This window comes from Methylophaga sp. UBA2012 (genome assembly GCF_002335235.1).
In the GTDB taxonomy this organism is placed as follows: Bacteria; Pseudomonadota; Gammaproteobacteria; order Nitrosococcales; family Methylophagaceae; genus Methylophaga; species Methylophaga thalassica.
In genome coordinates this window covers 1-13,648 of sequence record NZ_DDCG01000014.1, presented here as the reverse complement: position 1 = coordinate 13,648, position 13,648 = coordinate 1, and the positions used below count along the sequence as shown (strand labels likewise).

Here is a 13,648-nt window from a genome sequence, read left to right as displayed (position 1 = left end):
ATTGGGTCGGTATTGGCTCTGGTTATTCAAATCTACTCGCTTTTGTCCGACCAGTTCGCATTATCTGATACCTTTATGCTCTTTTAGGGGTATAGATATTGCTATGCGAATCAATCGTATACACGTTAATATGTTGCATTAATACGTATGTTGCAAGTGTTGTTGAGAAGCTTGCCTGTGTATAAAAGCGATAGTGGTATAAGTCACTATCGATTTTTCCCCAAGGATTGCGAGGACGCTCTTTGTGAAAAGAGCTTATATTTCATGTCGTTAAAGCGATAGCCAGTTATGTACACCAACACTTATACAAGAATGGCATTCTATAGCATACTGGCTGTGCTAGCTGTGATCTTCATCTCAGTAGCGACATTTATCAGTGAACGTTTAGATGATAATTATCGCTCTGAGCAATACACACAGACTCAAAACTTCTTGACGGAATATCAGAACCGCCTAACCACCGAGCTACAAACTCATATTCAACTTATTCGTGGTCTACCAAGCCTGTTTGCGGTCAATCAGCATTTAACGCAGAAACAATTTGCGGAGGCTGTCGGTTATTTGGTGAATAACGAGTCAGAAATTCGCAACATTGCTGCGGCGCCGGACATGATCATTAAATACATGTATCCGGTGGAAGGCAATGAGCTCGCTATCGGCCTGGATTATCGTAAAGAACCTGAGCAGTTTGAGGCTGCTGACAGGGCCAGACGCACGCGTGAGCTTGTGCTGGCAGGGCCGCTTGAATTAAAGCAGGGAGGAACGGGGTTGGTGACTCGTGTACCTGTGTTCTTAAACGATGAAAATACAGGTGAAGAATATTTTTGGGGGCTCATTTCAGCAGTTATTGATGTCGATAAGTTTTTTAGTCACGTGGGGTTGAAGGATCCCATGCCGTTTAAACTGGCAATACGTGGTAAAGACAGCCTTGGTAGACAGGGTGCCGTGTTTTTTGGGGATCCGGCATTGTTTCAGCAACCGACGCTGATACAGACCCTCAAATTGCCAGAGGGAGAGTGGATACTCGCTGCCGAACCTAAAGGCGGTTGGTCAGCATTACCCCAAAATTACTGGCAGCAGGTGGTAGCGATCTATGGCATTGCTAGCATTGTTTTTTTATTGTTGGCAGCCATTATTCGCTTTGTGTTGGTGGCATCTATTGCAAACTATAAATATCGCAATCTGATTCAATCATCACCAGTGCCTTATGTGTTAATGGACAAACAACAACGAGTGACGTTTATTAACCAGGCCTTTAAAGAAACCTTCGGTTATTCGCTGGAAGATATTGAGTCTCTACCAAACTGGCGCCAATTAATTGCTCAGGTGCAGCAGCAGCGAGAAAAACTGAAGCAGGATTTTGTAACTGAAGTGACTCATATCAGCAGCATGAGCAATGCCTTTGAGATAGAAATTCAGACTAAATCAGGTAAATCGCGTGTTGTGCTGGTTAGTTCTTCAGTCGTTGAAAATACCTTTGGTGATGAAACGTTACTGGTGATATATGACATCACTGTACGTAAGGAAGCGGAAGAACAATTACGGTTTTCATCACGCGTGTTCAATCAAGCACACGAAGCGATCATGATCACCGATACCAGAGGTGTGATTACCGATGTTAATCCGGCGTTTTGTAATATCACAGGTTACAGTCGTGAAGAGGCAATAGGTCATACACCTCATTTATTGAGCTCCGGTAAACATCCTCCTGAGTTTTTTCAGAACATGTGGAAATCAATAACGGAGCATGGTTATTGGCAGGGTGAAGTCTGGAACTGTAGAAAAAATGGTGAATTATATGCTGAACTGTTGACCGTCTCTTCCTTAATGGATGATGACGGTACGACGCGACATTTTGTCGGGTTGTTTTCTGATATTACTCAGGCAAAAGAACAGCAGGATATTCTTGAGCTGATGGCACATTACGATGTGCTGACAAAACTGCCTAACCGTGTCTTGTTTGCTGATCGTTTTTCACAAGCAGTGGCACACTGCAAACGCTCTGGCAGCATGCTGGCCATCTGTTTTGTTGATCTGGATGACTTTAAACCCGTTAATGATACTTATGGTCATGATGTGGGTGACCAACTGCTGGTCGAGGTGGCTAACCGATTAAAAAGTAATGTGCGCGAAGAAGACACGATTTCACGGTTTGGTGGGGATGAATTTGCCATTATTTTTCGTGATGTTGAGTCAGTGGAAGAGTGTGAAGAGATGCTGAAACGCATTCATCAGTCGATTGCTCAACCCTACCATGTGGATGATTTACGCCTGAACATCAGCGCATCAAGCGGGGTCAGTTTTTACACTCAGGAAAATGATGATCTTGATACTTTATTGCGTCATGCTGACCAAAGTATGTATCAGGCTAAATTATCTGGGCGTAATCATTATCAATTATTCAACCCGGCCGACAATCAGTTGAATATCGAAAAACAACAATTGTTACATGATATTCGCCAAGGCTTGCAAACTAATGAATTCCGTTTGTTTTACCAGCCGAAAGTCAATATGACGACTGGCGAGGTGTTTGGTATGGAAGCCTTGATCCGCTGGCAACATCCAACGCGTGGTTTATTAACGCCGCTGAAGTTTTTACCACTGATCGCAGACAGTGAATTAGAAATTGAAATGGGGCAGTGGGTTTTGCAACAAGCGCTTCAACAACTGCAGCTATTACATCATGCTGGCTACCGTATCTCATTGAGTGTCAATATCGCTTCTTACCACTTGCAGTCGGCTTACTTTGTAGAAAATGTGGAAGCTATGCTGAATCAATATCCAGACATTAGCGCGGAATATCTGCAATTGGAAATTGTGGAAACATCAGCACTGGGTGATATCGGTGCTATCACCAAGATCATCAGAAAATGTAGAGACTCTCTTGGTGTCTCTGTGGCTTTAGATGATTTTGGCACGGGTTATTCCTCTCTGACCCATTTACGTCATTTGAATGCGGATACCATTAAGATTGATCAGAGTTTCATTCGTGACATGCTTGACGACCCTCAGGATTACACTATTGTGGATGGCGTGACTGGACTGGCGGAAGCCTTTAATCGACAGGTTATCGCGGAAGGGGTAGAAAGTGTTGAACATGGGTTGATGCTATTGCTCATCGGCTGTGAGAACGCGCAAGGCTATGGGATTGCTAAGCCGATGCCGAGTGATGAAGTGCTTCCCTGGCTAGCACATTATCATGCTGATCCTCAGTGGTTGGCTGCGGTGGACTTGCTGCTCTCTCCCAGACAAAAAGCCTTGCGTTTTTTGTCTCTGACACTGGAGCGGTGGCGAAAAGTATTTTTAAGTAATTTTGATCAAAGCATTGATTCTGCCATATCAACACAATGGCCGATAATGGATATTCATTACTGTCACTGTGGTACATGGATTGAACGTGTTAAAAATCAGAATCTATTTGAAGAATCCTGGCTCGATGAACTTGCGAAAACACATCGGGAATGGCACGGACTAGCTACTCAAATGCGAGAATATGCCTTAGCTGAAAAAATGTCTGATGCCATAGCTTGTGTTGAAGACTTTGAGATGATCTATCAGCGATTATTGTTCATGATTAGCGGTATTGAGAACGATATATTTTTCATAGCAAAAGAGTCTGGTCAGAACTAACTCATCACAATTTCAGTCACAACAGAACTTGAATGAAGAGGGTGTAAGAATATGCGGTTTTTGCTTCCAATAGTGATGTTGCTTCTCAGTGCGTGTAGTAATTTGCCTGTGGCAATAAAAGAAGCCCCGAATCCTGATTGGCAATTGAGTCAGGTGGCTACGCAAGCAGAACAGCACAAGGGAGATAGCATTCGCTGGGGTGGGCAAGTGGTCAAAGTGGAGAATGATGATAACGGTTCCACCATCCATGTTGTTCAGTTCCCACTGAATAGTTTTGGAAGACCCGATAGTGATGGTGTCAGTCAGGGCCGATTTCTAATCCATTCAGATAGCTTTATCGACCCCTACATCTATAAAGCCGGTACATTAATCACGGTAGCGGGGATTGTTAAAAACAAAGAGACAGTCACTATCGATAAAAAATCGATGAGCTTACCGGTAGTGACGGCTACTCAATTGTATCGCTGGAGTAAGAATGATTACTCACGTGATCCTTATTGGCGAGGCCATCCGTACTATTATGACCCCTTCGCCTATGGCCCGTATTACGGGCCAGGCTTACGCCCTTCATGGCGTTATTATGATGGCTACTATTGGTAACCTTATTCAACAATCTCAATTAAGGTTTCACCTGGTGTAACGCGGTCGGCTTTTTTCACATGCAGTGCTTTTACTGTGCCAGAGATATTAGCCAGCAACTCGGTTTCCATTTTCATGGCTTCCATGACTAACAAGGCTTGGCCCGCTTCCACTTTGTCGCCTTCCTGAACCAGAACATCAACAACATTGCCTGGCAATGGTGCCGTGACATGGCCAGGATCGGTCGCTTTCTTACGGCCACCAGCATTACTACCGCTATCGTTGACATACTCGTTTAATGCCTCGAAAGTCACTTCTTCGGGCATGCCATCAATAGAAATGTAGAATTTACGTTTGCCGCCACCGACATCACCGACACCCGTGATGGCGATATCGTAGCTTTCACCGTGGACATCGACTTTAAACTCCGTCGCAATACCTTCTTTATTATTGCTGGCTTCAGTCAACGGCAATAACGGTTCTGGTTTCAAGGTACCTTCAGCACGTTGTTGCAGGAATTCACGGCCCAGATCAGGGAACATGGCAAAAGTCAGCACATCTTCTTCAGATTTAGCTAAGTCACCAATATCCGCTCTCAGCTTATTGAGCTCAGGTGACAGCGCATCAGCAGGACGAGACTCAATGACTTCTTCGTTACCAATGGCTTTTTTCTGCAACTGGGCATTTACTGGAGCAGGTGGTTGGCCGTAACCACCTTGTAAATAACGTTTCACTTCATTGGTGATGGTTTTATAACGTTCACCGGCTAAGACGTTATATACCGCCTGGGTGCCAACAATTTGTGAGGTTGGCGTGACCAGTGGCGGGTAGCCCAGATCTTCACGGACGCGAGGAATTTCAGCAAATACATCACGAATCCGATCCAGTGCGTTTTGTTCTTTTAATTGATTTGCCAGGTTTGACATCATGCCGCCTGGTACCTGGTTTATCTGTACTGACACATCTTCGCCAGTAAACTCACTTTCAAACTGATGGTATTTTTTACGAACTTCGCGGAAATAGTCAGCAATTTCGGATAAAAGGTTCAAATCAAGGCCGGTATCCCATTCCGTATTACGCAGTGCAGCGACTTGAGATTCTGTGGCCGGATGACTAGTGCCATTGGCAAATGACGAAATGGCGGTATCAATACGGTCTACACCCGCTTCAATGGCTTTTAACTGGCATTGTGCTGCCAGACCGGATGTTGAATGAGAGTGGATGACTAAGGGTAAGTCAACTTCTGATTTAATCGCCTTAACTAAATCATAGGTTGGATAAGGCGCTAATAAACCAGCCATATCTTTAATGGCAATAGAGTCTGCCCCCATGTTTTGCAGATCTTTAGCTTGTTTCACAAACAATTCAGGCGTGTGAACCGGGCTGGTGGTGTAGCTGATCGTACCTTGAGCATGTTTACCGGCTTTTTTAACCGCTTGCATCGCGGTTTCCAGATTGCGTAAGTCATTCAGCGCATCAAAAATACGAAATACATCAATACCGTTTTCAGCTGCGCGCTCGACAAAAGCACTGACCACATCGTCAGCATAATGGCGGTAGCCCAACAGATTTTGACCACGCAATAACATTTGTAAACGGGTTTTAGGTAAGGCTTGTTTTAATTGTCGGAGTCTTTCCCAAGGGTCTTCTTTTAAATAACGCACACAAGCATCAAACGTCGCACCCCCCCAGACTTCCAATGACCAATAACCGACCTGGTCGAGTTTGTCGCAGACAGGCAGCATATCGTCAGTACGCATACGTGTAGCAATCAGTGATTGGTGAGCATCACGCAGGATGACATCAGTAACTTCAATTTTTTTCATAAAATCTCCAGCAGTGTGTAAGGCTTACCAGCCTGCATGGGCTGCAATTGCAGTGGCCAAAGCCAGCGCCACTGCGCTGGGACGTCGTTTATTCGAATAGTTAAGTAATTCCGGATGGTTAGGCACAAAACTTGTGTCGAAATGACCAGAACGGAAATCAGGATGATTGAGAATCTGTTTATAGTAGTTCTCTGTGGTTTTAATGCCATGTAGCCGCATATCATCGAGTGCACGTTGGCCACGGCTAATCGCATCTTCCCAATCCAGTGCCCAAACCACCAGTTTCAGACACATGGAGTCGAAATAAGGCGGGATTTCATAGCCTGTATAAATCGCGGTATCAACCCGTACACCCGGACCTCCCGGCGCGTAATAATGCGTAATACGTCCAAAACTGGGAAGGAAATCATTTTTCGGATCTTCGGCATTAATACGGAACTGCAGGGCAAAACCGCGATAGGCAATATCTTGCTGGCGGTAGCTCAACGGTAGGCCAGATGCGATGCGTAACTGTTCACGCACGATATCAATGCCGGTAATTTGTTCGGTAATAGTATGCTCTACCTGAATACGGGTATTCATTTCCATGAAATACACTTCATTACCGGTCAGTAAGAACTCGACTGTGCCGGCATTTTCATAGTTAACTGCTTGAGCCGCTTTCACGGCCAGACCACCGACATAATCACGTTGTTCAGGAGTCAGTTGTGGACTCGGTGCAATTTCAATTAATTTCTGGTTACGGCGCTGAATAGAGCAATCTCGCTCATATAAATGCACTACATTGCCTTCGCTATCAGCCAGGATTTGAACCTCAATATGGCGTGGATTCACGATGCATTTCTCAAGGAAAACTTCAGCCGAACCAAAAGCTTTTGTTGCTTCAGAAATGACGCGTGGATATTGTTGACGCAGCTCATTGGCGCTGTCACAACGGCGAATACCACGACCACCACCACCGGATGTGGCTTTTATCATCACCGGATAACCCACTTCTTCAGCGAGTGATAAAGCTTCGTCTAAATTAGCTAAATTGCCGTCTGAACCGGGTGTAATGGGTACACCAGCATCACGCATACTGTCTCTGGCGGCGGTTTTATCACCCATTTTTTCGATGACGCTAGATTTCGGCCCAACGAAAGTGATGTTATTTTTTTCACATAAACGAGCAAATTCGGCATTTTCAGATAAAAAACCATAGCCTGGATGGATAGCATCGCAGCCCGTTTCTACCGCTAAGTTCACAATACGTAATGGGTCAAGATAACCCGCCAGTGGATCATCGCCGAGTGAATAGGATTCATCAGCACGTTTTACATGTAAGGCATAACGATCGGGTTCGGTATAAATAGCAACTGAACGGATGCCCATCTCTGCACATGCGCGGACGATACGCACGGCAATTTCACCACGATTGGCGATTAACACTTTTTTCAACATGAGCTACTCCAGATTGAATCTATGAAACAGGCTAGAGTAATTCATACATAATGAAAAATTGATATAATTTTGATTAGTGATAAGTAATTACTTATGTATAAGGTTTCTTCATTTTTATGTCATTGACTTTACAGCAATTAATCAGTCGACTGTCTTTCCGACAAATGCAGGTGTTCCTGGCGGTATACCAACAACAAGGGTATGGCAAAGGGGCCGAGAGCTTGGGGCTGACTCAACCGGCAGTCAGCTCACAAATTAAAAAGCTCGAGTTCGCTTTAGGCCAGCCGTTATTTGAATATGTCGGTCGTAAGCTATATTGCACTCGTGCTGGAGAACGCGTTGCTGAGCATATTGATGCCATTTTTGAGCAAGTGGCGAGTCTGCAAAGTGATCTGCATAAGCTTGAGGGGAAACTGTCAGGTGAATTAAATCTGTGTGCGGTCAGTTCAGCTCAATATGCGGTGCCGCATTTATTACGCGGTTTTTTACAGCTGTATCCATCGGTAAACGTCAATCTGAATATTGTTAACCGAACTCAGGCGATTGAAAGGCTTAATGACAATAAAGAAGATTTGGTGATTATGGGGCTGGTGCCTAATGATCGCTCATTATCATCTTTACCCTTTCTCGATAATGAATTAATACCCGTGGTCCCTGTTCATCATCCGCTGGCGACAAAAAAAAATATCCATCCCCAGCAGTTTCTTGATGCGAAGTTACTGAGTCGTGAATCTGGGTCGGGCAATCGTCTGGCACTTGAGCAACATTGTCAGCAACAGCGTTTATCACTCAATGTGACAATGCAGTTTGGTTCTAATGATGCATTGAAACATGCAGTTTTAGCGGGATTAGGTGTGGCAGTTTTGCCGAGATTGAGTGTACTGTCAGAATTGCGTCTGGGCCAATTAGTGAGCCCGGTTATTAAAGGTTTTCCATTACGCCGCAGTTGGTGTCTGGTGTCACCGCAAGGCAAACATGCGACGCCGGTAACTCAGGCTTTTTTAGAATATATTCAGACTAATTTGAAAGAAATACATGAATATTTTCAGTCACTTGATATTGTTTAGGGTTTAGTTGATAACTCATCAATATTGATCTGGTGATTGGCCCGTTGAATTTTAGATTGCAGATAAAGATGGTTATGACGATTAGCAAAGACACCGGTGGGCCGGGTTCCATGCACCTGAATACCGGCATTTTCCAGTTGCTGGCGTTTATCTGGATTATTGGTCATGAGCATAATCTGATTAAGACCTAAGGCATTAAGGATATCGGCCGCCGCCTGATAATCGCGTTCATCGACGTTATGGCCGAGTTTAAGATTGGCGGTAAAAGTGTCGTGCCCCTGTTCTTGTAAACGATAGGCATCCAGCTTTTCATAGAGGCCAATGCCACGGCCTTCCTGACGCAGATACAATAAATAACCACCTTCTTTATTAAACAAACTCAATGCTTCTTGCAATTGCGGTCCGCAATCGCAACGAGCAGAACCCAATGCATCACCCGTGACACATTCAGAATGTAATCTAACTAATGGGTGCTGTGGATCCGGGCTGCCGAGTTTTAACGCAAAATGTTCTTTACCGTCCGCTAAGCCCGAAAAACTATACATCTCTGCCATAGCTTCACTGCCATCAGCCAGAATGATCGGCAACTGAACTGTTGTCCGAATCGCAACGGCTGACGTGTCTCTGGAAGATTGAAAACAGTGTTTAATTCGTCTGAGCAATGCAGTGAATAGGTTAGGGCGGTTTGTGTTCACAATGTAAGGCAACGTTAAATAAAGCAATCGGCAATTTTACTGCATCTGACTCTTTTTAAGAATAATTTATTGAAATAACGGAAGGTTTTCCCGCCCTGCCATAGCCAGGACGATCACCAGATTGAAATATCTCTGTCGCATACTAAGGGATCGGCAATTAAAGATGATGAGGCGTTTTGCGTGCAACAAATCAAGCAAACAGAGCATATATTCCACTTAATTTATGACTTGCTGAATCGTCAGGAATTAGTAGAAACCCTGACAATGCGACAAGAGAATAAAGGTAAACAGGCTCTGGTCGAATTACTCACCGTAAAGCAATATCAAGGTGAAATTCAGCAATTGTTAAATCGCTTACATCCTTACGATATTGCGAACTTGCTTGAGCAATTACCGCCTGTGCAACGTTCTTTTATATGGCAACTACTGGATAGCGAGCATATGGGGGCCGTATTGCTCGAGTTATCCGACAGTTTACGGCAAACATTATTAGCAGAATTAAACCCGACGGATTTAATTCGGGCAGCATCTCATCTCGATACCGATGAAATTGCCGATTTAATGCAAGAATTACCGCATGACGTCGGCCATAGCGTTTTATCTTCATTACCAGAACAGCAGCGTGAAAATGTCCAGTCCACCTTACTCTTTCCTGAAGAGAGTGTCGGTGCCTGGATGGAATATGACTTTACCGTGGTATTTGATCACCAGACCCTAGATCAAGTGTTACGTGAATTACGTCAAAAAGGAAAGTTACCCGATGAATCCGGTTTTATTCTGGTGATTAACTCGGCAGGTTTATTTCAGGGATTGTTGCTTGTCTCGGATTTATTAATCAAATCTGGTGAGTTGCGGGTGGCAGACAGTATGTTGAAACAAGTCCATATTTTTCATACCACCGACTCTGCCGATGAAGCAGCACGTGATTTTGAGCGTTATGAACTATTGGTTGCTCCGGTGATTAATGCCCATCAGAAACTGGTTGGCGTATTGCGTGTCAGCTCCTTGATGGATTTACTGGAAGAACAGTCCCAGCGTCAGTTTCTGGCTCAGGCTGGTTTATCGAAAGAAGAAAACCTGTTTGACCCGATGATGAAGTCAGCAAAAAACCGTTGGCCCTGGATTGCGCTTAATTTGGTGATTGTATTGATTGCTTCGCGTGTGATTGATCAGTTCCAGACCACCATCAGCAGTATGGTGGCGCTAGCTGCATTATTACCGATCACGGCGAATATTGGCGGTAATACGGGTAATCAGGTGGTGGCGTTAGTGATTCGTGGTCTGGCATTAAAACAGCTTGATGCTAATAATCTGCGGCGTCTCTATATAAAAGAGTTTTCCGTGGCTGCTGTTAACGGTTTGATATGGGGAAGTCTGACCGGATTGTTAACCTTAATTTTGTATCATAACCTGGGCTTGGCCTTTGTGATGATGCTAGCGATGTCATGCACGATGGTGTTAGCGGCATTAATTGGGGTCAGTATTCCATTGATTTTAAAGAAGCTGAAACAGGATCCGGTGCTGGGCAGCAGCATTATTACCACCGGAATGACCGACACCTTAGGGTTTCTGATATTTCTAAGCTTGGCTTCTTTGCTTTTACCGACTTGAATGAAAGGTAGATATTTTATCTGCACTCAGGAAAATCCTGAGTGATCAAAAGAAAAATACGCTATTGCGATTTGCTATGGGCTCGTAATATAGGAACCGTACTAACAAACACACAAAGCGAGGTGATTATCATGTGGACTAAACCAGAATATTCAGACATGCGTTTCGGTTTCGAAGTAACTATGTACATCTGCAACAGATAATAGTTTCTCAAATCGAGAGCAAAAAAGCCCCACTAGTTGGGGCTTTTTTTATGCCTGCAGAAAAATTATCTACGTAAATTTCCTGATATACATGAATTCAGATAGACCCTAAGCTGAGCATCAGTTTCTGCATGATGAAGACAGGGTGGTTTTATGCTCAAGGTTGGCACAGTCAAACAAATCTGGCGGTATCCGGTCAAAGGGATGGCGGGAGAACAGCTTGAACAAGGTTATTTAGGCGAAAATGGTTTAACCGGTGATCGTATCTGGGCATTGCAGGATACACAGCGACAGGAAATTCAAAGTTGTAAGTTTCGGCCTCAATTATTGCGTTGCCGTGCGAAGTGCCGGCGTGGTGATGCGACCGGACCCGACGATCAGGTCGATATTACTTTTCCTGACGGCGCAGTGATTGGCAGTGATGAGCCGCAGGTGAATCAGTTGCTGACCCTGTTGACGGGCTTCGATTCCACTTTGCAGCCTCTCAAACCCATTGAAGAACAGGACTTCTACAAACGTTATAAACAAGACGATCACACCTGGCTGGAAGAATTAAAAGCCACGTTTGATCGGGAACCGGGAGAAGCCTTGCCGGATTTGGATAACTTGCCTGAGCAAGCTCAGGAATATGTGTCCTTGCCCGGCACATTTTTCTTAGTCACGCCTTTTCATCTGCTCACCACGGCCACACTCGATTATATGAAACAGCTTAAACCCGAGTCTGATTGGGCTGTGGAACGCTTCCGTCCCAATATTGTTATTGAAACCTTACCGGGAATGGAAGGCTTGGTTGAACAAGCTTGGTTAGATAAAACGATTCAGATTGGTCAGACTTATGTGCAATGTTGTGGCACAACACCACGTTGTGGAGCGATCACCCGACAACAACGCCATATTCCCACAGATACTGGCATGCTTCGGACGATTGTGAAGCAGGCTGATCAGAATCTGGGCGTTTATGGCGTGATTGCTGAAGCCGGTGTAATTCAGATTGGTGATGAGGTTTTCGTTAAATGATACGCTTTACAGCCCATTATTTTTCAACAAAAGCACGCTCAATTACATAGTCGCCAGGCACACCGATACGAGGGGAAACCACAAATCCTCTTTCGTCTAATAATGCTGCTGTGTCATTTAACATTTGTGGGCTACCACAGATCATGGCTCTGTCGTGGGCAGGATCAAGCGGCGGTAAGCCAATATCTTCAAACAGTTTGCCACTGGTAATCAGATCCGTCAGTCGCCCCTCATTTCGGAAGGGTTCACGTGTCACGGTGGGATAATAGATCAACTTCTCTCTGACCAGCTCACCAAAGAATTCATTCTCAGGTAATTCTTTTTCAATAAAGTCGGCATAGGCCAGCTCGCTAAGATAACGCACCCCATGTACCAGAATAATTTTTTCAAAGCGGTCATAGGCTTCAATATCCTGAATCACGCTGAGAAAAGGTGCGAGTCCGGTGCCGGTTGAAAACAAATACAGGTTTTTACCCGGTTTGAGATCATGAACCACCAAGGTGCCTGTCGGTTTTTTACTGACCAGAACTTCATCACCTACTTTTAAATGTTGCAGGCGTGAGGTGAGTGGGCCGTTGGGGACTTTGATGCTGAAAAATTCCAGATTTTCATCATAATTCGGGCTGGCAATACTGTAAGCACGGACTAATGGCTTATTGTCGACCTCAAGGCCAATCATCACAAATTGACCATTTTCAAAACGCAGGCCCGGATCACGAGTCGTTTTGAAGCTAAACAGATTGTCATCCCAGTGATGTACGCTTAATACGCGTTCGCTTGCAAATGTACTCATCGTTATCTCTTTTTATGAAAGGGCATTGGTTAAAGTCGGCACGGCATCAAACAGGTCAGCGACCAAACCGTAGTCAGCCACTTGGAAAATCGGTGCATCAGGATCCTGGTTGATGGCAACCACAATCCGGCTGTCTTTCATACCGGCCGTGTGTTGCACCGCACCAGATACGCCGACAGCAAAATACAGTTCAGGCGCTACAGTCACACCTGTTTGACCGACCTGAATTTCATTCGGTGCATAACCTGCATCCACCGCTGCTCTGGTCGCGCCCAGTGCCGCACCGAGTTTTTCAGCTAATGGATTAAGTAAGGCATCAAATTTTTCTGCACTACCTAATGAGCGTCCGCCTGATACCACCACTTTGGCAGAGTTCAGAGCAGGTCTGTCTGACTCAATACGTGACTCGCTGATCCAGTGTGTTTTAGTGAAAGGCGCTACTGCTGTGATAGTCGTTATTTCAGCCTGACCATTTAATTCAGCCGCCGCAAACTTGCTGCCACGCACTGTCAGAACTTGGCGTGTATCATGACTTTGTATAGTGGTGTGTACATTACCAGCGTAGATAGCACGCACGTAACGATTGTCAGATTGAATGTCCAATACATCGGATATCATCGCTACATCATTGAGTGCCGCTACTCGAGGTAAAACATTGCGACTAAATGAAGAATGGGCAGCAATAAGGACCTGATAATCAGTGATTATCGAGTTAATCTGATTGCTGACATCTTCTGCGATCGGATGGGCAAACTGCTGCGCATCGACATGTAATACTCGACTGACG

The 13,648-nt window shown here is 44.8% G+C and carries 11 protein-coding genes; 6 read left to right on the top strand and 5 right to left on the bottom strand.

Going from position 1 to position 13,648, the window contains the following annotated elements:
- Positions 1-288: 288 nt before the first annotated feature.
- Together B2248_RS10645 and B2248_RS10640 are read left to right on the top strand one after the other, a co-directional pair.
- Complete coding sequence (locus B2248_RS10645; RefSeq protein WP_273179076.1) at positions 289-3,630, top strand: EAL domain-containing protein; 3,342 nt, start codon at positions 289-291, stop codon at positions 3,628-3,630.
- A 51-nt stretch (positions 3,631-3,681) separates the two neighbouring features.
- On the top strand, positions 3,682-4,230 hold the full coding sequence (locus tag B2248_RS10640; protein WP_273179074.1) for a Slp family lipoprotein: 549 nt from the start codon (positions 3,682-3,684) through the stop codon (positions 4,228-4,230).
- A gap of 2 nt (positions 4,231-4,232) precedes the next feature.
- On the opposite strand, the gene oadA is transcribed toward B2248_RS10640, so the two are convergent.
- Positions 4,233-6,035: a sodium-extruding oxaloacetate decarboxylase subunit alpha gene (gene oadA, locus B2248_RS10635; protein ID WP_273179072.1), complete on the bottom strand. Its 1,803-nt coding sequence runs from the start codon at positions 6,033-6,035 to the stop codon at positions 4,233-4,235.
- A 24-nt stretch (positions 6,036-6,059) separates the two neighbouring features.
- The gene (locus B2248_RS10630; protein ID WP_273179049.1) at positions 6,060-7,475 is read right to left on the bottom strand and encodes an acetyl-CoA carboxylase biotin carboxylase subunit; all 1,416 of its coding nucleotides are present in this window, start codon (positions 7,473-7,475) and stop codon (positions 6,060-6,062) included.
- Positions 7,476-7,591: 116 nt separating this feature from the next.
- On the opposite strand from B2248_RS10630, the gene B2248_RS10625 reads away from it, so the two are divergent.
- A complete protein-coding gene (locus B2248_RS10625) occupies positions 7,592-8,542 on the top strand; it encodes a LysR family transcriptional regulator (RefSeq protein WP_273179046.1) in 951 nt (316 codons plus the stop codon).
- Here B2248_RS10625 and B2248_RS10620 read toward each other — a convergent pair.
- On the bottom strand, positions 8,539-9,237 hold the full coding sequence (locus tag B2248_RS10620) for a GTP cyclohydrolase II (protein WP_273179044.1): 699 nt from the start codon (positions 9,235-9,237) through the stop codon (positions 8,539-8,541). The two genes, B2248_RS10625 and B2248_RS10620, sit on opposite strands and share 4 nt — an antisense overlap.
- Positions 9,238-9,417: 180 nt before the next feature.
- Here B2248_RS10620 and mgtE point away from each other — a divergent pair, with 180 nt between their 5' ends.
- The 3 genes from mgtE (at position 9,418) to B2248_RS10605 (ending at position 12,068) form a co-directional block, all read left to right on the top strand.
- Positions 9,418-10,848, top strand: coding sequence for a magnesium transporter (gene mgtE / locus B2248_RS10615; RefSeq protein ID WP_273179043.1), 1,431 nt, complete (start codon positions 9,418-9,420; stop codon positions 10,846-10,848).
- Between the two features lie 131 nt (positions 10,849-10,979).
- On the top strand, positions 10,980-11,051 hold the full coding sequence (gene pqqA, locus B2248_RS10610) for a pyrroloquinoline quinone precursor peptide PqqA (RefSeq protein WP_081443609.1): 72 nt from the start codon (positions 10,980-10,982) through the stop codon (positions 11,049-11,051).
- Between the two features lie 153 nt (positions 11,052-11,204).
- Positions 11,205-12,068: an MOSC domain-containing protein gene (locus tag B2248_RS10605; protein WP_273179041.1), complete on the top strand. Its 864-nt coding sequence runs from the start codon at positions 11,205-11,207 to the stop codon at positions 12,066-12,068.
- A 16-nt stretch (positions 12,069-12,084) separates the two neighbouring features.
- Here the strand turns inward: B2248_RS10605 and B2248_RS10600 are convergent, their stop codons facing one another.
- Positions 12,085-12,861, bottom strand: a complete 777-nt coding sequence (locus B2248_RS10600) for a ferredoxin--NADP reductase (protein ID WP_007144331.1) — start codon at positions 12,859-12,861, stop codon at positions 12,085-12,087.
- A gap of 12 nt (positions 12,862-12,873) precedes the next feature.
- The coding region (locus B2248_RS10595; protein WP_286722978.1) for an electron transfer flavoprotein subunit alpha/FixB family protein at positions 12,874-13,648 on the bottom strand (775 nt) is incomplete at its 5' end.

Excerpts from the sequence above, each read along its gene's own strand:
- B2248_RS10645 (WP_273179076.1), top strand. The coding sequence starts at position 289 with ATGTACACCAACACTTATACAAGAATGGCATTCTATAGCATACTGGCT.
- B2248_RS10640 (WP_273179074.1), top strand. The coding sequence starts at position 3,682 with ATGCGGTTTTTGCTTCCAATAGTGATGTTGCTTCTCAGTGCGTGTAGT.
- oadA (WP_273179072.1), bottom strand. The coding sequence starts at position 6,035 with ATGAAAAAAATTGAAGTTACTGATGTCATCCTGCGTGATGCTCACCAA.
- B2248_RS10630 (WP_273179049.1), bottom strand. The coding sequence starts at position 7,475 with ATGTTGAAAAAAGTGTTAATCGCCAATCGTGGTGAAATTGCCGTGCGT.
- B2248_RS10625 (WP_273179046.1), top strand. The coding sequence starts at position 7,592 with ATGTCATTGACTTTACAGCAATTAATCAGTCGACTGTCTTTCCGACAA.
- B2248_RS10605 (WP_273179041.1), top strand. The coding sequence starts at position 11,205 with ATGCTCAAGGTTGGCACAGTCAAACAAATCTGGCGGTATCCGGTCAAA.
- B2248_RS10600 (WP_007144331.1), bottom strand. The coding sequence starts at position 12,861 with ATGAGTACATTTGCAAGCGAACGCGTATTAAGCGTACATCACTGGGAT.